The following is an 18525-nucleotide window of genomic DNA, read 5'->3' as shown; positions in this document are numbered from 1 at the left end:
GCATCTGCCACAGGTCGGACCAATGACGCTGTGAAATGGCGCGAGTTGACCCCCCGTCAGGTGCCGTTCGGGCAGACATGGGACGTGGGACGTCCGGGTGCGCGTACGATGCGCCGCATGCCCGGGCAGCCCAGGAACAGTCGTACGTCCGAGGAGTCCAGGAACAGCCGGATCCAGCGGCAGGTCATGCAGCTGATCATCGACCGCAGGCTCCAGGCGGGCGCGCTGCTGCCCACGGAGGCCGAGCTGATGGAGGACCTCGGCGTCAGCCGCAACTCCGTCCGTGAGGCGCTCAAGGCGCTCCAGGCCCTCGACATCGTGGAGATCCGGCACGGCTACGGGACCTATGTCGGCCAGGCCTCGCTCACTCCGCTGATCGACGGTCTGACGTTTCGCACGCTCGCCCGGCACGACCATGACGACTCGGGGGCGCTCGCGGAGATCCTTCAGGTGCGGGAGGTGCTGGAGGAGGGGCTGATCCGGCGGGTGGCGGCGTCGGTGACGGAGGCCGAGCTGGATCGGCTGGAGGCGGTCGTGGGGCGGATGGAGGCGGCCGGGCGGGCGGGGCGGGTCTTTCCCGACCTCGACCGCGAATTCCATGAGCTGCTGTACGCGTCTCTCGGCAATGACCTCGTGCCGCAGCTGCTGGCCGCGTTCTGGACGGTCTTCCGGCGGGTGTCCGGCGCCCGCGGCCGCGCCGACGACCCCTCACCCGACGTCACGGCCGGCCGGCACCGGGACATCGTGACGGCGCTGCGGGCCCGTGACGTGGAGGGGGCGCAGCGGGCGATGGCGGTGCATTTCCGGGGGATCGCGGCGCGGGCGGGGCAGGAGCGTTTTTCGCCCCCGCCGCCCCTACCCTTCCCGACCCCGGGGGCTGCCGCCCCCAGACCCCCGCTTCGGCCTGAACGGCCTCGTCCTCGAACGCCGGACGGGCTGGAATGCCTGGACCGGCATCGAGAGGCAGAGCCCCCTGGCTGAAGCGGTCAGGAATCGAGAAGCGTCCGCACCTGCGCGCCGCTAGCGTGACCGCCATGGACATCAGCATTCACGCCAGCTTTCTCCCGCACGACGACCCCGAAGCCTCCCTCGCCTTCTACCGCGACGCGCTCGGTTTCGAGGTCCGTACCGATGTCGGTCAGGACAAGATGCGCTGGATCACGGTCGGCCCCGCCGGCCAGCCCGGCACGTCCATCCTCCTCGCACCCCCCACCGCCGACCCCGGCATCACCGAGGACGAGCGCCGTGTCATCGCCGAGATGATGGCCAAGGGCACCTACGGCTGGATCCTGCTCGCCACCTCGAACGTCGACGACACTTTCGAGAAGGTGCAGGCGAGCGGCGCCGAGGTCGTCCAGGAGCCGACCGACCAGCCGTACGGCATCCGCGACTGCGCCTTCCGCGACCCGGCGGGCAACCTGATCCGTATCCAGGAGCGGGGCTGAGGCCCAGCCCGCCCCCACCCCCGCCCTTGCCGGCAGCGTTCCCGACCGAGTTGCAGATGGAGACCTCACGATGACCGAGCCGCACGTTGCCGACAGCCACGACCTGATCCGCGTGCACGGCGCGCGCGAGAACAACCTCAAGGACGTCAGCATCGAGATTCCGAAGCGCCGCCTGACGGTGTTCACCGGCGTCTCCGGCTCGGGCAAGAGCTCGCTGGTGTTCGACACGATCGCCGCCGAGTCGCAGCGGCTGATCAACGAGACCTACAGCGCGTTCCTGCAGGGCTTCATGCCCAACAACGCGAGGCCCGAGGTCGACGTCCTCGACGGGCTGACCACCGCGATCACCGTCGACCAGCAGCGCATGGGATCCGACCCCCGCTCCACCGTCGGCACCGCCACCGACGCCAACGCGATGCTGCGCATCCTCTTCAGCCGACTCGGCAAGCCGCACATCGGCCCGCCCGCCGCGTACTCCTTCAACGTCGCCTCGGTCTCCGCGAGCGGCGGTTTCACCATCGACCGGGGTGCCGACAAGACGAAGACCGAGAAGGTCAGCTTCAGCCGCACGGGCGGCATGTGCACGCACTGCGAGGGCCGGGGCACGGTCTCCGACATCGACCTCACGCAGCTGTTCGACGACTCGAAGTCGCTCTCCGAGGACCCGTTCACCATCCCCACCTACACCGGCGACGGGTGGGTGGTCCGGGTCATCGCCGAGTCGGGGTTCTTCGACAAGGAGAAGCCGATCCGGAAGTACACCAAGAAGGAGCGGCACGACTTCCTCTACCGCGAACCGACCAAGGTCAAGATCAACGGGGTCAACCTCACCTACGAAGGGCTGATCCCGAAGCTCCAGAAGACCTTCCTGTCCAAGGACCGCGAGTCGATGCAGCCGCACATCCGGGCCTTCGTGGACCGGGCGGTCACCTTCGCCCGGTGCCCCGACTGCGACGGCACCCGCCTCAGCGAGCTGGCCCGCTCCTCGAAGATCGGCAAGATCAACATCGCCGACGCCTGTGCCATGGAGATCCGTGACCTGGCCGAATGGGCCCGCGGGCTCAAGGAGCCGTCGGTGGCGCCGCTGCTCGCCAAGCTCCGGCACACCCTGGACTCGTTCGTGGAGATCGGCCTCGGCTACCTCTCGCTCGACCGCGCCTCGGGCACCCTCTCCGGCGGTGAGGCGCAGCGCACCAAGATGATCCGTCACCTCGGCTCCTCGCTCACCGACGTCACGTACGTCTTCGACGAGCCGACGATCGGCCTGCACCCGCACGACATCCAGCGCATGAACAACCTGCTCCTGCGCCTGCGGGACAAGGGCAACACCGTGCTCGTCGTCGAGCACAAGCCGGAGACGATCGCGATCGCCGACCACGTCGTGGACCTCGGCCCCGGCGCCGGCACGGCGGGCGGCACCGTCTGCTTCGAGGGCACGCTGGAGGGGCTGCGCAAGAGTGACACGGTCACCGGGCGGCATCTCGACGACCGGGCCACCCTGAAGGACACGGTCCGCAAGGCGACCGGCACGCTCGCGATCCGCGGGGCGAGCGCGAACAACCTTCAGGACGTCGACGTCGACATCCCGCTCGGCGTGCTGACCGTCGTCACCGGCGTCGCCGGCTCCGGCAAGAGCTCGCTCGTGCACGGCTCGATCCCCTCCGACGAGGGCGTGGTGTCGGTCGACCAGACCCCGATCCGCGGCTCCAGGCGCAGCAACCCGGCGACGTACACCGGCCTGGCCGACCCGATCCGCAAGGCCTTCGCCAAGGCCAACGGCGTGAAGCCGGCCCTGTTCAGCGCCAACTCCGAGGGCGCCTGTCCCACCTGCAACGGCGCCGGTGTCATCTACACCGACCTGGCGATCATGCAGAGCGTCGCCACCACCTGCGAGGACTGCGAGGGCAAGCGGTTCGACGCCTCGGTGCTGGAGTACCACCTCGGCGGCCGGGACATCAGCGAGGTGCTCGCGATGTCGGTGACCGAGGCCGAGGAGTTCTTCCGCGCGGGCGAGGCACGGATCCCCGCCGCGCACAAGATCGTCGAGCGGATGGCGGACGTCGGCCTCGGCTACCTCACCCTCGGCCAGCCGCTGACCACGCTGTCCGGCGGTGAGCGGCAGCGGCTGAAACTGGCCACGCACATGGGGGACAAGGGCGGCGTCTACGTCCTCGACGAGCCGACCACCGGCCTCCACCTCGCCGACGTCCAGCAGCTGCTCGGTCTGCTCGACCGGCTCGTCGACTCCGGCAAGTCGGTCATCGTCATCGAGCACCACCAGGCCGTCATGGCCCACGCCGACTGGATCATCGACCTCGGCCCCGGCGCCGGTCACGACGGTGGCCGGATCGTCTTCGAGGGCACCCCCGCCGACCTGGTCGCCGACGGCTCGACCCTCACGGGCGAGCACCTCGCGGCCTACGTCGGCGGCTGACCCGCGATGTGCTTCTGGACGGGCCGGGATCTGGCCCGCGAGAATGTGGGTGTGCGATCAAACTCGACGTCCGAGGAACAGCGGCTGCGCAACCTCGCGCTGCTGCGCCGGGTCCGTGACCGGATGGACCGGGAGTACGCCCAGCCGCTGGACGTCGAGGCGCTCGCGCGCGGCGTGCACATGTCGGCCGGGCACCTCAGCCGCGAGTTCAAGCTCGCCTATGGCGAGTCCCCGTACGGCTACCTGATGACGCGGCGGATCGAGCGCGCGATGGCGCTGCTGCGCCGCGGCGACCTCAGTGTCACCGAGGTGTGCTTCGCGGTCGGCTGTTCGTCGCTGGGCACCTTCAGCACGCGCTTCACGGAGCTGGTCGGCATGACGCCCAGCGCCTACCGGCGGCAGGCGGCGGACGAGACCGCGGGGATTCCGTCGTGCGTGGCGAAACAGGTGACCAGGCCGCTGCGGAACCGGGAAGTGCCGTTCAGCCGGGCGGCGGCGGTCGCCGGTAGGGCGCCGATCGGCGAGCCGCAGGCATCGTGACAGGCCGGGGGCGCCGTCCCCGGTGCGGCGCCCCCGGCCCGTCACCCGCACAAGCGCGGCGACTCAGGTGAGCGCCTCCGCCAGCAGCCTGGCCGACTCGGCCACCAGGGCGTCGTCCCACTCCGCGTCCTGGGCGGGCTTCGTGGACAGGACGGCGAGGACGAGCGGGGTGCCGTCGGGGGTCCAGGCGAGGCCGACGTTGTTGGTGGTGCCGTAGGAACCCGACCCCGTCTTGTCCGCGATCGTCCAGGTCGGGGGCAGGCCCGCGCGGAAGCGTTTGCCGCTGGTCGTGTTGCTCAGCAGCCAGTGGGTGAGGAGCTCGCGGTCGGCGCGGTTCAGGGCGTCGTCGCCGAGGACCAGACGGGCGTAGGTGCGGCCGATCGCGCGAGGGCTCGTGGTGTCAGTGACCCGCCACGGCTCGGCCGAGTTCAGCTCCGGCTCCCAGCGGTCGAGCCGCGTCACCGGGTCGCCGAGGGAGCGGGCGAAGCGGGTGACGGCGGTGGGGCCGCCGAGTTCGCGCAGGAGGAGGTTGGCGGCGCCGTTGTCGCTGTAGGTGATGGCGACCTCGCACAGTTCGGCGACCGTCATGCCCGTGGCGAGGTTCTCCCTGGTCCTGTCGGAGCCCTCCTTCGGCAGGTCGGCCTCCGTGTAGTGGATGCGGTGGCGCAGGAACTCGCCGTCGCGGTCGAGGTCGCGCAGGACGGCCGCGGACGACAGGGTCTTGAACACCGAGCACATCGGGAAGAGCTCGTCGGCGCGGTGCCGGACGGTCCGCCTGGTGGCGAGGTTGTGCCCGAACACGCCCAGGCGGGCGCCGTGTTGCCGCTCCAGTGCGCGCAGGCGGCCGGTGCCGCCGGTGGCGTGGGCGGGGGCGCTCGCGAGCAGGGCGGCGGCGGTGGCGGTGGTGCCGGCCGTGAGGAGGGTGCGTCGGGTCATCGGGGACTTGGCGGAGACTCGGATCTTGCTCTCCTTCGCTCGTGGGTCGTCGACGATCTCTTCATTGATCGACGCCGCCCGTCATCCCTTGGTTGCGACGCCGTAGACCAACGGCCGACGGCGCGCCGGGGCCGCGCTCGCCACAGTGGCCGTATGGAGCACACCAAGGGGATCAGCAGGGCACGATTTCTGGCGGGGGCCGCGGTCGTCGGGCTGGCGGGGGCGGTGCTGCCCGCCGGGCAGGCCGCGGCGACCGGGCGAGGGCACGAGCAGCGGGGGCTGAAGCACCGGGGCGTCGTCTACACCGTCGGCGCCGGCGAGACACCCGGCACCGCGTGGAGCGCCGCCCGGATGCGCAGGGACGTCCGGGTGATCCGCGACGACCTGCACGCCGACACCATCGACGTCACCGGCGACGGCGTCGAGCGCCTCACCGCCACGGCCGCCGAGGCCGCCGAACGCGGGCTGCACGTCTGGCTCCAGCCGACCCTCGGCGATGTGCCGGAGCGGGAGATCCTGGACAGCATCGCGGAGTGCGGCCGGTTCGCTGAGCGGCTGCGCCGGCAGGGCGCGAGCGTCGACTTCAGCGTGGGCTGCGAGTTCTGGCTGTTCGTGCCGGGGATCGTCCCCGGCGCGACGGTCCTGGAGCGCGTCGACAACCTCCAGAAGGGCAATGTCGACATGGCGAAGATGCAGCGCCGCCTGGCCCGTTTCACCAAGAAAGCGGCCGCCGTGGGCCGCTCCGTCTTCCACGGCCGCCTCAGCTACGCCGCCGCCCAGGACGAGGAGTTCGAGCCGGTCGACTGGAACCTCTTCGACGTCGTCGGCATCGACTACTACTCGTACTTCCCTCAACCGGCCGACTACGTCCGCGAGTTGCGCCGCCATCTGCGCTGGGGCAAGCCCCTGGCCATCACCGAGTTCGGCACGTGCGCGTACGTCGGGGCGCCCGAGGCGGGCGGCATGGGCTGGGACATCGTCGACTACACGAAGGAGCCCAACGAGATCAAGGGCGACCTGGTGCGCAGCGAGCGCACCCAGGCGGCCTACCTGGTCGATCTGCTGGAGGTCTTCGAGTCGATGGGCCTGTACGCGGCGATGGCCTTCGAGTTCGTCACCGCGGACGCCCCGCACCGCCCCGACAACCCGCGCTACGACCTCGACCTGGCCGGCTACGGCATCACCAAGGCCATCAAGGACCGCCCCGACGACCCGTCCTCCAACTGGCACTGGGAACCGAAGGAGGCGTTCCACGCGGTGGCCCGGCAGTACGGCCGACGGGCGGGGACCGGCCGGCGGGGTGACCATGGCTGAGGAGGTGCGCGTGTATGGATTGGACCCTTGAGCTGATCGGTGTGCCGGTCACAGACCTGGACCGGGCCAAGAGTTTCTACAAGGACCAGTGCGGTTTCAACGTCGACATCGACGCGCCGTTCTTCGACGGCGCACGCTTCATCCAGCTCACCCCTCCCGGTTCCCGCTGCTCCATCGTGCTGGAGGCCGGGATGCCGGACGCACCGGGCCAGTCCCGGATGGCGCCCGGCTCGCTCCAGGGCCTTCAGCTGTGCGTCACGGACATCGAGGCGGCAAGGGCGGAGCTGGTGGAGCGCGGGATCGACGTGAGCCCGGTGGTGCATGTGGGCGCGTCCGGCTGGGCGGAGGGCCGGGGCGAGGAGAGCTGGACCTCCTTCCTCTTCTTCCAGGACCCCGACGGCAACGGCTGGGCGGTCCAGGAGTCCCCGGCACCCCTGACCGAACGCTGACCTACTTGCAGTACTTGTCCCGGGCCGGCCGCTCGCCCGTCGCGAGGAAGCGGGAGACGGCGGCGTCGCCGCACGCGGTGCCGTTGTTCAGGTAGGCGTCATGGCCGGTGGAGTCGTTGACCACCATGACGGCCCGCCGGCCATAGGCCTCCCGCAGCTTCAGGGCGCCGCTCAGCGGTGTGGCCACGTCCCGTTCGTTCTGGATCATCAGGACGTTCGACGGCCCGCGGTCCGTCACCCGCAGCGGTGCCTCCCGCGGCTGCCACGGCCACGCGGTGCACGGCAGGGCGTTGCGCGGCATGCCCGCGGTGAGCGGGTACTTCGCCCGGCTCTCGGCGACACCCTTCTCGTACACGGCCGCCGACCTGGGCCACGCGGCGTCGTTGCAGATCGTCCCGGCGCCGACCGCCATGTAGTTCTGCAGCGCCGACTGAGGCGGGCTCGGCGGCGCCGGAGGCAGCGTGCCCGTCTCGGCGGCCAGCACCAGCTTCGCCAGGACCGGGTAGTCGTCGGGGTCGTAGAGGCTGTTCAGCATGGTCGCGCGCAGTACGTTGCCGCTCAGCTCCGCCGGGCTGGCGCCGGGCCAGGGGAGCGGCTCGCGGTCCAGGCGGGCGGCGAGGGCGAGGAAGCGGGAGCGGACCTTGGCCGGGGTGCCGGCGACACGGTCCGGGTTGCCGGGCCGGGACGCCCACTTGGCGAACTCGGGGAAGTTGTCCTCGACGCCCACCTCGAACGCCCGGAGCCAGGCGCGCTCCGCCGCCACGGGGTCGGGGTTGTCGCTGCTGTCCAGCACGATCCGGTCGGTGCGCTGCGGGAACAGCTCGGTGAAGGCGGCGCCGATGTAGGTGCCGTAGGAGACGCCCCAGGCGGACAGCTTGCGCTCGCCGAGGGCGGCCCGGATGCTGTCGACGTCCCTCGCGTTGTTGAGCGTGCTGATGTGCTTGATCAGCTCGCCGCCGTTACGGGCGCAGGCGTCTCCCAGGCGCCGGCCCATCGCCAGGTTCTCGGTGACGGAGCCGTCGGGGGCGGGCCAGGGCAGCCGCTTGTCCACGGCCAGGTCGGCGTTGTCGACGTCACAGCTGACCGGTGTGGAGGGCGCGTTGCCGCGCGGTGCGAACCCGATCAGGTCGTAGGCGTCCCGCACCTCCTGCGGCATCCGATGCCCCACGTCCGAGGGGTGGCCGAGGCTGTCCCCGCCCGGCCCACCGGGGATCATCAGCAGCGCGCCCCGGCGGGCGGACGGGTCCTCGCTCCGGATGCGGGAGACGGCGATGTCGATCTTCGGGCCGCCGGGGTCGGCGTAGTCCATCGGGACGGCGAGGGTCGCGCACTGCTGGCGCCGATCGAGCCCCTCGCCCTCGCACTTGGTCCACTTCAGCGGCGGGGGCGAGCCGGTGGCGGACGCGGTCAGCGGGGTGACGAGCCCGAAGACGACTCCGGAGGCGGCAGCGATCAGGGCGGCACTCTTCGTGATCTGCTTCATGCACAGCAGCCTGACGGGCCTTCACGGAGCGTGACATCCGGGCAACTCCCGTATTTTCCCTGGGGATTACCTCCCGCATCTCCCCTGGGGATTACCCCCATACGCCCACTAGGCCAGCCCCAGCACCATGATGAGCCGGTCCTCCCCGGGCCCCAGATAGTCCCTGCGCACCCCGCCCTCGGCCGAGAACCCCAGGGTCCGGTACAACATGATCGCCGCCGCGTTCGTCGGCTCCACGGTCAGCCGCACCTCGTGCACCCGCTCCCGGCGCAACTGCCGCAGCACCTCCAGCATCAGCCGTTTGCCCAGCCCCCGGCCGCGCTGGTCGGCGCTCACGGCCAGGCTCAGGACCCAGCACACATAGCCGTCCGACGTGGTGACGAACAGGACGTAGCCGTGCAGGCAGTCCCCGTCGTCGAGGACGAGGATGCGGTCGCCGTGGACGTCGAAGTGCTGGCGCAGTACGAAGTAGGGGTACGGCTCCTCGGGGAACACCTCCCGGTCCATCCGCAGGAGCTCGGGCAGGTCCGCTTCGGTGACTCCCCGTGTTGTCAAGGGCCGATCGCTGCTGCCGGCGAAGAACGCCTGGTCGGAGCGGCGGCCCAGAACAGGGAAACGTTCCTCCGGCATAGCCATCGACTGCCCCCTATGTGATGGATTGGAGTCACTCATGCGGGTGAGCACCCGTTGCCTGCCGTTTCAGGCGCTCGGATCGAGATCCGCCCATCTTGAGCAGGGCAATCCCGTGGTTCAAGAGTGCGAGATGCTTATGCCTCGACGCGCTCCCAGTGCGCCTTCTTTTGGTACCGTGAGTGAATGACCCAGAGATCGTCGGGGGACGTCCAGTTGAAGAACAAAGATGTGCGCTGGGCGGCGTTCGACCCGATCGCCTACGTTGATCACAACTACCGCGACTTACAGGCAGAGGACGCGGAGATCCTGCACATGATCCGGGATCATTTCGGCGATCATTTCCGGAAGCAGGGCTTCGGCCCGGTTTCCGGTATCGACGTAGGTGCCGGTGCCAATCTCTATCCCGCACTCGCCATGATGCCGTGGTGCGAGGAGATCACCCTCTTCGAGCGCTCGCCGTCGAACGTCCGGTACCTCGCCCGCCAGGCCGAGTCCTACGACCGGAACTGGGACCAGTTCTGGGAGGCCCTGTGCGAGCACGAGGCGTACAACTCCCTTGGTGCGGACCCGCGTGAGAGATTCCGCAAGGTCGTCTCGGTGGAGCAGGGCGACCTCTTCGACCTGGCACGGTACGAGCGCCGGTGGTCCATGGGGACCATGTTCTTCGTCGCCGAGTCGATGACCACGTCCCACCAGGAGTTCTCGCTCGGCGTCGAGCGTTTCATGCGTGCCCTGGCCCCCGACGCCCCCTTCGCGGCCGCCTTCATGGAGCATTCCACGGGCTATCACGCCGGTGAGCATTTCTTCCCGGCCTGTGACGTGGGAGAATCCGAGGTGCGCGCGAGCCTCGAGGCATTCGCGGGCGACTTCAAGGTTCAGCGGCTCGAATCCGCGGCCGAGGTGCGCGACGGATATTCGGGAATGATCGTCGCCTACGGCTGGCGAAATTCGGACGCGCTCATTCCGATCGGCTGATCGGTGGAGCTTCACAACAGCACAGCGATATTCCTCTAGTGATGGCAGTGCGGTCTGTGTGAGGGGCAGGGAATGCAGATCAAGCCACGCCAGCATCTGCTGGACATCTGGCAGGCGGTAGCCCGCCACTCTTTCGACGGGGGAGAGTGGGAGTGGGGCGACTGGGGCAACGAGAGCAGCGTGGCCGACGCCGAGCGGCTGCTCTGCCTGCTGTACCCGGCCACCGAGATCCCCGCCTTCCGGCTGGACGACCCGGACACCACACAGGAGGACGTCCAGCAGGTCCTCAAGCGGGCCGGCGGACGGCTGGAGGTCCCGGCCAACCTCGTCACGGCCATGGCCGACTTCATGCGGGCGCACACCGGCGAGGACAAGAGACCGACCTTCGCCGGGGGTTACTACTTCGGGTCCGCCGACAAGACCAAGGAAGTCACCGAGGAACAGCGCCAACTCGGCGTCGTCGACTCGTTCTCCATGTCGATCACCCTGTGCCTCGCCACCCTGGGCTTCCTCAAGGTCTACGAGACCAGGACCCGGCGCAGCGACGTCAAGGAGACGATCGCCGAACTGCGCCTGGCCACCAGCAACCGGCTCACCGCGGCCATGGTGAGCCTGCTGCGCTCCTTCACCGTCAACGTCTTCGACGTCGACGCCTCCCAGGGCCGTACGCTCTGCGAACTCCTCGGCCAGGGGCGGCTGTCGCAGCGACAGGTGCTGAGCAAGTTCCAGAACCGTTTCCGTTCGCTGCGCGCCGCGATCAACGAGAGCGTGTTCCTCGGCATCGACGTCCAGGAAGGCCTCAAGGACGAGAACCAGCTCTTCGAGTGCGGCTGGGCGTGGAGCATGGTGAAGGACGCTCCCGAGGTCGAGACCGACGAGCCCATCGGGCCGCAGCCCGAGGGCGTCGCCAACGCGGTGCCGTATCTGTACTTCACCGTGGTCGCCCTCGACGGCATCCAGGACCTGTTCTCCGACCGCACCCTCACCCTCGGCCTGCTCAACACCGAGCAGCAAAAGCTCGCCGAGGCGCTGCGGCTGCGGTGGGAGCTGACCCAGCAGTACTGGTCCCGCATCGCCCGCTTCGACGACGAGCGCTGGCCCCTGGAGGACATTCCCTGGCGTACGACGGGACAGAAGCTGGAGTCCGAGTACTTCTCCCTGTCCGTCGCCGCCATCCTCGTGCACGACCTGATGCGGCGCCGGGCCACCGACGACGACCTGACCCGCACCGTCGGCATCATGGAGCGCCTTGCCGAGCGCGGCCGTATCACCAGCCGGATGACGCGCGACGACCCCATGGTCCAGGAGCTGCACAACCTGGGCGTCGCCCTGCCGTTGCAGGGCAGCGAGCGGCTCGGCCCGCCGATGACCTGGTCGATGACCGACTTCTCGGCACAGCTGCTGAAGCGCACCGTCCAGCTGTGCACGCTGTCGCGCAGCCTCGCCTCGCACGACCGGCTGCTCAGGCTGGCCGAGGACATCTTCGACCACATGTGGGCGCGCCGGATCCGCGAGGGCGAGGGCGTGGGCCTCTGGGACAACGTCCACGCCGCCTATCCCCAGGCGGAGATCAGCAAGCGGCGCGTACCGGTGTCGTGGAGCATCACCGAGCGGGTCACCGAGGTGATGGTCCAGGCCCACGACATGTACCGGCAGCCCCCGATCCGCAGCCTCGAACTGACCGAGCTGGCAAGGGCGTTGCTCAGTGAGTCCGCCCATCTGCTGGGCAACGAACAGATGGAACCCGCGCCCACGGACTCCGGCCGGCACGGGATGGAACTGCGGAACATCGAGGTCAAGCTGCGCCGAGCCCGCAGTCTCGTGGACGAACAGCCGGGTACGGCCTACGCGTTGACGCTCGACGTGCTGGGACAGCTCGACTCGCTCGCCCGGGCCCGCGAAGCCGCGGACCGGGGAGTGTGACACGGTGCTGATCTTCGCCGCCTCCGACAAAGGAGGCACCGGGCGTTCGGTCACGAGCGCCAACCTCGCCTACCACCGGGCGATGGCCGGGGACGACGTCTGCTATCTGGACTTCGACTTCGGCTCGCCGACCGCGGCGGCCGTCTTCGACGTGGGCGACGCCCGCCAGGCCACCGAGGACCGCGGCCTGCACGCCTACCTGATAGGGGAGGTCAGCGAACCGGCCCGGATCGACGTGTGGGCCGAGACCGAGCACCAGGTGCTGCGCTTCCCTCCGCCCGGCTGCGGCCGGCTGGTCCTGATGCCCGGCGACGTCAGCGGCGGCGAGTTCGCGACCAGCGACGACAACCTGCGCCGCTGCGTCGACCTGCTGATGAACCTGTACTACGAGTTCGACCTGGTCGTCGTCGACCTCAGCGCCGGCCGCTCCTACGCCGTCGACATGGTCCTGGAGGCCACCGCACAGCCCGAGATGAGCGAGGTCACCGCCCGCTGGCTGGTCTTCCACCGCTGGACCCGCCAGCATGTCGCCGCCGCCGCGAGCCTGGTCTTCGGCAAGCGCGGCATCGTCGCGGGCGGCGCCGACCGCGGCCACGACGAGGAGACCCTGCGCAACGCGATCCGCTTCGTACGGGCCGCCGTGCCCGACCCCGAATCGCCGCTGTGGTCGCAGGTCTCGCCCACCCAGTCGGCGTGGATGCGCAAGACCGACGGCGACCTCAAGCAGCTCGCCTCCACGCACGGCATCGGCTACAGCCAGGTCCTCGGCTCGGTGCCGCTCGAACCGGTCCTGCAGTGGCGCGAGCAGCTCATCACCGACGAGGACGTGCTCGACAGCCAGATCGCCAACCAGGAGACCTGGCAGGCGTTGAGTCAGCTCGCCGCACGCCTGACCGACGACAAGTACTGGGAGCAGGCGTGAGTGAAGCCGTGTTCCAGGAGACCACCGCAGAGCTGCGCACCCAGTCCGTGCCGCTGTCCCACCTCTCCCTGGAGCTGGGCCACCTCTACATGGAGGACTTCGAGGCGGGCCCCAAGCGGCTGGGCGAGCACTTCGCGGAGGTACGGGTGTGGGCGGACGCGGTGCGCGCCTCGGCCGCCCGCCGCAGCAAGCGGCCCCGCATCAGCACCTGCTTCCTGATCGACGACTACTTCACCCGCTTCTCCACCCCGGCCGAGCTGATCCCGATGGTGCTGAAGGAGGCGGAGAAGGCCGGCCTCGTCATCGACTACCTCGCCCGCGAGTCGGCCTGCGCGGTCGCCGACCGGATCGAGCTCGCCGAGTCCGTCATGCATCGCCTGGTCGAGTCGCCGCCGCCCGGCAGCTACGGCTCCCGCCCGCCCGTCAGCCAGACCGGCTGGCTCGCCAACGGCCAGCGCACCCCCTCGACGTCCCGCAGCGCCCTGGGCGCGGTCAAGGGCTGGGAGCCGCCCCAGGAGACCGCCGCCCGCAACCACTCCGTCTTCATGGACGTCGAGCTGTGGTCCGAGAAGGACGGCAAGCGGCTGTGGTCCTGCCCTTTCCTGGCCGCCGTATGGCAACTCGCCCGGCTGGGGCTGTTACGGCACCTCGGTGAGCCCGTGCTGGAGCCCAAGGACTGGCAGGGCGAGGACTTCCCGCACGACTGGGACCGGCTGCCGCCGCTGGTCAAGCTCACCGACACCAAGGCGGCCTTCAGCGCGTACCGCACCTGCACGCTCATGCCGAACCGCTTCCTCGCCGTCGAGGACGCCGTCCGGCTCATCCTCGACCAGACGGACGTCGACGCGGGCGCGCTGCAGCAGGTCGCCAAGCGGTCCGCCGACGAGGGGATGGCGGTCCCGGCGGCGGTCGCGCAGCGTGCCACGTACGTCTTCTACGAGGAGCCCGGCGACTCCTCCCGGCCCGAGGAGACCTGAGATGACGGCGGCCACCGGACAACCGGCGCGTTCGGTCCTCGCCTGCGGTGAGGTGCGCACCTGTCTGCTGCCGTCGTTCCAGGCGCTCGACGCCCGGGCCGCCGCCCAGCTGCTCAGGCTGCGTGGCGACGTCCATGTCCGGGTCTCGGAGCGGCCCAGCATGTACGTCCTTTCGCCCGAGATCCTGACCGGCGTGGACTGCCGGCTGCCCGCCGCCAACGGCACCAAGGTCCGGGGCGTCGGTACGGTGGCCGCCCGCGCGGCACTGACCGAGGGCCGGCTGCTCCAGTCGACCGCGTACTTCAGCCTCCCGGCCGCCGGCCCCGACATGCGGCGCCCCTGGGGGCAGTACCTCGTGCGGCCGGGCCTGGTCGAGCCGTTCGGCAAGTTGCCCCAACAAGCCACCGCAGAGGGCGTGTTGCGCGGCGCCGGGCGTGGCGAGCTCGACCTCGGGATGATCTCCGAGGGACTGCTCGCCCAGCTCCGCCGTCATGCGCTGCTGGACCGCCGGGTGCCGTTCAAGTCCGCTCCGACGCGGCTGCGTTGGGTCGCTCGGCGGACCCCGGCCGGTGAGCGGGCGTCCCTGGCGAACTTCACCGTCGCCGAGGGCGGGCTGCGGACCGTGGAGCTACGGCTGCCGGAGGACGTCCCGGCCTCCGCCGCGGCCGGTCTGTGTGAGGATCTCGCCCTGCACGACTGGCTTTTGACGACCGTTCAGCACATGCTGGACAACAACCGGATCGGCGCCATAGACGGACCTTCGGTGGTCGAGGCGCTGCATCCGGTCGTGGTTCATCTGCTGCATCTGTGGATGCCTCGCGCACACGTGGACCCCGCGCTGGGTCACCTGTGGGACGTGCTCGAAGACAAACCGGGATTCTCCCGCCAGTGGGAGAACCTGAGCCGGCGCATCAGAGATCGACTGGCCCTCCAGGCCGTGGCGGTGCCCCACCAGGCGCTCAGCACGCGCTGAGGGGCGCCACCGGAACCAGATACCCGACGGGGGAAGAGAAATGGGCGGAGCGTCATCGTTAGGAGCAGGTGGCAACGGGCAAGTGGTACCGCGCCAGGAACCGCGCATGCCCAAGATGTTCTGGCGGATCCTGATCACCGCCGGGGCGGCGGGCGGGGCCTTCCTGCTGACCAGCATCCTCAGTGAGGACGACGGGAACATCTGGCAGTGGGTGGCGTCCATCGTCATCGGCAGCGCGGCCCTGATCGTGCAGTACCTGATCGACTTCGGCGAGCGGTTCGAGAAGGTCGACCGGCGCTTCAACGAGATCCTCGCCGCGACGACGCTGTTCAGCCAGGTCGACGGTTCGGTGCTGCGCTCCGACGAGGTGACGCGGCTGGTCCTCGGCTACACCAAGGTCCGTGAGCAGGGCGGCGACATCATGCAGGCCTTCGCCGAGAAGGAACTGGGCCGGCTCGCCAAGATGATGGAAGGCCTCGGCAGCGGCAGCGCGGACTGCCCCGGCGAGAACCACGAGTGGCTGATCGACATCACCGACTGCGTCAAGATGACCCTCGACGCCACCAGCACCTCGGTGGACCGGGAGTTCTGGAGCAGCGGGCCCGCCGAGCGGTATCTCGCGGCACAGGAGAAGGCGATCAAGAGGCGGGGCGTGGAGATCCGGCGCCTGTTCATCGTGCGGACCGAGGACGAGGTCACGCCGGAGCTCAGAGCACTGTGCGACAACCATCGCAGGCGGGGTATCGATGCGCGCATCGCGGTGCGGTCGCTGATGGAGTCCAACCCCAGGGTGAGCGACTTCATCGTCTTCGACGGCGAACTCTGCCACGAGACCAAGCCGGACCAGGAGAACAACCCGGACAGCACGTTGCTGAACGCCGAGCCGGACCATATCGAGGACCACGTCACCCAGTTCACCGAGCTGTGGGCGGAGGCGGAGCGGCAGGCGGGCCTCGCGCCGCAGCCGACGGTCACTTCAGGGACGTGAGGTATGGACGGACAGCAGGGAACCCGCGGTCCGGCGACGGGCGGACCGCGGGTTCCCCCGGTCGTGCTGAAGATCCTGATCACGGTGGCTGTGGGGACGGTGACCTATGTGATCAGCAACTTGATCGACCCGTCCCAGGAGGACCTCTGGCAAATCGCCTTGGCCGTCGTCCTGGGCGGTGCGGCGCTGATCGTCCAGTATCTGGTCGACTTCGAGCAGCGCCTGGGGGCGGTGGAGACCGGCCAGCGACAGCACAGGCATGAGCTGACAGAGCTGGTGGACCGGGGCTTCGAGCGGGTCGGGGAGGTGACCGGGCTGTTCAGCGGGCTGGAGCAGGCAGGTATGAACGCCGAGGACGTGGCGCGGCTGGCCCGGGGCGCTGCCCAAGTGGGATCACAGGGCCATGGCTTCACGCAGAGGTTCGCTCAGGCCGAGATCACGCGGCTGGCCAAGACGATGACGGAACTGGTCTCGGGGACTGCCCACTGGGAGGGGGAGAACAACGACACGCTCATCGCTCTCACGAACTGCGCCCGCCAAAGCATGGACGCCACCAGCACTTTCGTCGACCTGGCCTTCTGGGAGACGGCGACCGCTCAGCACTACCTCGGCGTGCAGCGCGACGTGATTCGGGAGCACGGCGTGAAGGTCAGGCGCTTGTTCATCGTTCAGCGCTTCGCGGACCAGCAAGTCGACCACAAGCTGAAGGAAATCCTCAGGGACCAGCGGAGCAACGGCATCGAGGCCGGTGTGGTGGCCCTGTCCGAGCTGCCGCGCGACATCAGGAGGGTGGGACCAACGCCCGAATTCGTCATCTTTGACGGTGAACTGTGCTTCGAGATGACCACTGATGTGGAGCAGCTCTACCCCAACGCCAAGCTGGATGACCGGGAAGAGATCCTCACTCGCCGCATGGAACGATTCGACCTTCTCTGGAGCGCCCGTCTGGAGGAGCCCCCGGAACTACCCGAAGGCTGAGACGCAGCTGACGAACTCCGTCCAGGCGGCGGTACCGACCAGAAGGATGGGCCCGTCCGAGGCGAGTTTGGTGTCTCGGACGGGGACGACGCCGGGGACTCCGTCCGAGACCTCGACGCAGGCCTCTCCGCCGTTGCCTCCGCTGTAGCTGCTCTTGCGCCAGCGGGCGTTCGTCAGGTCGTACTCGCGCATCGTCTGAAGTCCTCCGCCGCCGACTCGACCAGGGCGAGGGACGCCTCCGGCGACAACGCGGCAGCCCTCATCAGATCGTAAGACGCCCGCGCCCGCTTCACCACAGCTGGTTCGTCCAGCAGGCTGCCCGAAAGCACGCCTTCTGTATAGACAGTTGGCGGGGCGTCGTCGAACTCCATGAGCCACATCATCTTCCCCATGTCCGGGTGTGCTCCTGCCGCGAACGGCAGTACCTGCAACACCGCCTTGCGCTCCCGCATCAGCCTTGCGATGTGGTTCAGCTGGTGCGCCATGACCGCTGCTCCACCGACCGGAACGCGCAGGACGGTCTCGTGGAGAACGGCCCAATACACCGGCCGTGTAGCGTCCTTGAGGAGCTGGGTCCGCACCATGCGCCCGCTGATCAGCTCCTCGATGTACTCATCGGCAGCCAGCGGCTTGTTGGCGAGGAACATCGCCCGTGCGTACTCGCGCGTCTGAAGAAGACCTGGAACCACCGCCGGCGCGAACTCACAGATCTCCGTCGCCAGCCGCTCCAGTTCCGCCGCGTGCGCGAAGTACTCCGTATACGGCTGCTCCTTGATGAGCTTTCGCCAAAGGCGCTCGAAAATACCGTCGGTTTGCAGGGCCTCATCAATCCGCTGCGCGACATCCCGCTGAGGCTTCCGAATGGCCTGTTCGAATTGACCGATGTATCCGCCGGAGACGAATACCCGAGCCCCTAACTCCACCTGGGTGAGCCCGGCGTCCTCCCTTCGCCGTTTCAACTCCGCGCCGAAGAACTCCCAGGCCGCCTGCCGCGAACCATTGGCCATGGCCAACCCCCTTGTACTGCCTTGCACTTGTAGGGCACAGACTCCTGCCGAGTGTAGGCGTCGCAGGTCACCATGGAGATGAAATGCGTGAAACCCAAATGGGAGGGGAGCAAGGTGACGGCACGACACTCGGCGCGCTGCGTCGAAGAAGCGGAGGAAGTAGTGAAGGAATTGCGGGCGGTGCTGGAGAAGGCAGGAATTACGCTTCCGACACTCCGGATCGATCCGGCGAGTCTTGCGCGTGAAGCCCCTTGCCCGCTCGTCGAATTGGGCCGGTGTTCGGTCGAGACCGCGCAGCGCCTCGCGGCGGTGTTGCGGTGAAGCCACCGATCGGGTCGTACGTCGTGGACACACGCAGAGGGAGGATCGGCGTCGTGATGGGACATGAGGGGCCGTACGTTCAGCTGAGACCGTACGGGGGCGGGAAGGAGTGGGACGCCGAGCCGGGCGCCGTACGTACGGCCACCCCCGCCGAGCGGCTGCGCGCGGCGACGGCGTACGCCAACGCACGCAGCCGGGGTGAGGTTCCTTGACGTAAAGGCGGGCCC

The 18525-nt window shown here is 69.1% G+C and carries 19 protein-coding genes and 1 pseudogene; 15 read left to right on the top strand and 5 right to left on the bottom strand.

What is annotated here, in order from left to right; translation table 11 throughout:
* Positions 1-117: 117 nt before the first annotated feature.
* The 4 genes and pseudogenes from AB5J55_RS13600 to AB5J55_RS13585 all read left to right on the top strand — a co-directional run.
* A pseudogene (locus AB5J55_RS13600) lies at positions 118-834 on the top strand (FadR/GntR family transcriptional regulator); the annotation flags it as partial.
* Positions 835-1034: 200 nt separating this feature from the next.
* Positions 1035-1445, top strand: coding sequence for a VOC family protein (locus tag AB5J55_RS13595; RefSeq protein ID WP_328427750.1), 411 nt, complete (start codon positions 1035-1037; stop codon positions 1443-1445).
* Between the two features lie 70 nt (positions 1446-1515).
* Positions 1516-3879 carry an ATP-binding cassette domain-containing protein gene (locus AB5J55_RS13590; protein ID WP_369270933.1) on the top strand — a complete coding sequence of 788 codons (2364 nt, stop codon included), beginning with the start codon at positions 1516-1518 and terminating at the stop codon, positions 3877-3879.
* A 123-nt stretch (positions 3880-4002) separates the two neighbouring features.
* The gene (locus tag AB5J55_RS13585; protein WP_369276175.1) at positions 4003-4419 is read left to right on the top strand and encodes a helix-turn-helix transcriptional regulator; all 417 of its coding nucleotides are present in this window, start codon (positions 4003-4005) and stop codon (positions 4417-4419) included.
* Positions 4420-4482: 63 nt separating this feature from the next.
* On the opposite strand, the gene bla is transcribed toward AB5J55_RS13585, so the two are convergent.
* Positions 4483-5355, bottom strand: a complete 873-nt coding sequence (gene bla, locus AB5J55_RS13580) for a class A beta-lactamase (RefSeq protein ID WP_369270932.1) — start codon at positions 5353-5355, stop codon at positions 4483-4485.
* A gap of 153 nt (positions 5356-5508) precedes the next feature.
* On the opposite strand from bla, the gene AB5J55_RS13575 reads away from it, so the two are divergent.
* Both AB5J55_RS13575 and AB5J55_RS13570 read left to right on the top strand, forming a co-directional pair.
* Positions 5509-6669 (top strand): abortive phage infection protein, encoded by a 1161-nt coding sequence (locus AB5J55_RS13575; RefSeq protein WP_369270931.1) that lies wholly within the window; start codon positions 5509-5511, stop codon positions 6667-6669.
* 14 nt (positions 6670-6683) lie between these two features.
* Positions 6684-7118 carry a VOC family protein gene (locus AB5J55_RS13570; protein WP_369270930.1) on the top strand — a complete coding sequence of 145 codons (435 nt, stop codon included), beginning with the start codon at positions 6684-6686 and terminating at the stop codon, positions 7116-7118.
* A 1-nt stretch (position 7119) separates the two neighbouring features.
* On the opposite strand, the gene AB5J55_RS13565 is transcribed toward AB5J55_RS13570, so the two are convergent.
* A complete protein-coding gene (locus AB5J55_RS13565) occupies positions 7120-8601 on the bottom strand; it encodes an alpha/beta hydrolase (RefSeq protein WP_369270929.1) in 1482 nt (493 codons plus the stop codon).
* Between the two features lie 108 nt (positions 8602-8709).
* Positions 8710-9237, bottom strand: a complete 528-nt coding sequence (locus tag AB5J55_RS13560; RefSeq protein ID WP_369270928.1) for a GNAT family N-acetyltransferase — start codon at positions 9235-9237, stop codon at positions 8710-8712.
* Between the two features lie 180 nt (positions 9238-9417).
* On the opposite strand from AB5J55_RS13560, the gene AB5J55_RS13555 reads away from it, so the two are divergent.
* From AB5J55_RS13555 to AB5J55_RS13525, 7 genes are all read left to right on the top strand, one after another.
* Entirely contained in the window at positions 9418-10209 is a 792-nt protein-coding gene (locus AB5J55_RS13555; RefSeq protein ID WP_369270927.1) for an SCO2525 family SAM-dependent methyltransferase, read from the top strand.
* A gap of 72 nt (positions 10210-10281) precedes the next feature.
* Positions 10282-12132 carry an SCO2524 family protein gene (locus AB5J55_RS13550; RefSeq protein WP_369270926.1) on the top strand — a complete coding sequence of 617 codons (1851 nt, stop codon included), beginning with the start codon at positions 10282-10284 and terminating at the stop codon, positions 12130-12132.
* A gap of 4 nt (positions 12133-12136) precedes the next feature.
* Positions 12137-13054 carry an SCO2523 family variant P-loop protein gene (locus AB5J55_RS13545; RefSeq protein WP_369270925.1) on the top strand — a complete coding sequence of 306 codons (918 nt, stop codon included), beginning with the start codon at positions 12137-12139 and terminating at the stop codon, positions 13052-13054.
* On the top strand, positions 13051-14031 hold the full coding sequence (locus tag AB5J55_RS13540; RefSeq protein ID WP_369270924.1) for an SCO2522 family protein: 981 nt from the start codon (positions 13051-13053) through the stop codon (positions 14029-14031). The genes AB5J55_RS13545 and AB5J55_RS13540 overlap by 4 nt, the downstream gene beginning before the upstream one ends.
* A 1-nt stretch (position 14032) precedes the next feature.
* Entirely contained in the window at positions 14033-15004 is a 972-nt protein-coding gene (locus AB5J55_RS13535) for an SCO2521 family protein (RefSeq protein ID WP_369270923.1), read from the top strand.
* 106 nt (positions 15005-15110) lie between these two features.
* Positions 15111-15992: a DUF6879 family protein gene (locus AB5J55_RS13530; RefSeq protein ID WP_369270922.1), complete on the top strand. Its 882-nt coding sequence runs from the start codon at positions 15111-15113 to the stop codon at positions 15990-15992.
* 3 nt (positions 15993-15995) lie between these two features.
* Positions 15996-16970 (top strand): hypothetical protein, encoded by a 975-nt coding sequence (locus AB5J55_RS13525; protein WP_369270921.1) that lies wholly within the window; start codon positions 15996-15998, stop codon positions 16968-16970.
* On the opposite strand, the gene AB5J55_RS13520 is transcribed toward AB5J55_RS13525, so the two are convergent.
* Entirely contained in the window at positions 16956-17162 is a 207-nt protein-coding gene (locus AB5J55_RS13520) for a DUF397 domain-containing protein (protein WP_369270920.1), read from the bottom strand. The genes AB5J55_RS13525 and AB5J55_RS13520 overlap by 15 nt on opposite strands.
* Positions 17144-17977 carry a helix-turn-helix domain-containing protein gene (locus AB5J55_RS13515; RefSeq protein WP_369270919.1) on the bottom strand — a complete coding sequence of 278 codons (834 nt, stop codon included), beginning with the start codon at positions 17975-17977 and terminating at the stop codon, positions 17144-17146. Before AB5J55_RS13515 ends, AB5J55_RS13520 begins: the two co-directional genes overlap by 19 nt.
* 114 nt (positions 17978-18091) lie before the next feature.
* Here AB5J55_RS13515 and AB5J55_RS13510 point away from each other — a divergent pair, with 114 nt between their 5' ends.
* Entirely contained in the window at positions 18092-18298 is a 207-nt protein-coding gene (locus AB5J55_RS13510) for a hypothetical protein (RefSeq protein WP_369276174.1), read from the top strand.
* Positions 18295-18510 carry a hypothetical protein gene (locus tag AB5J55_RS13505; RefSeq protein WP_328427765.1) on the top strand — a complete coding sequence of 72 codons (216 nt, stop codon included), beginning with the start codon at positions 18295-18297 and terminating at the stop codon, positions 18508-18510. Before AB5J55_RS13510 ends, AB5J55_RS13505 begins: the two co-directional genes overlap by 4 nt.
* Positions 18511-18525 lie beyond the last annotated feature (15 nt).

This window comes from Streptomyces sp. R11 (assembly GCF_041051905.1).
Lineage (GTDB): Bacteria > Actinomycetota > Actinomycetes > Streptomycetales > Streptomycetaceae > Streptomyces.
Note: the sequence above shows the minus strand (reverse complement) of the source record. Positions and strands in the feature narration are given on the sequence as shown.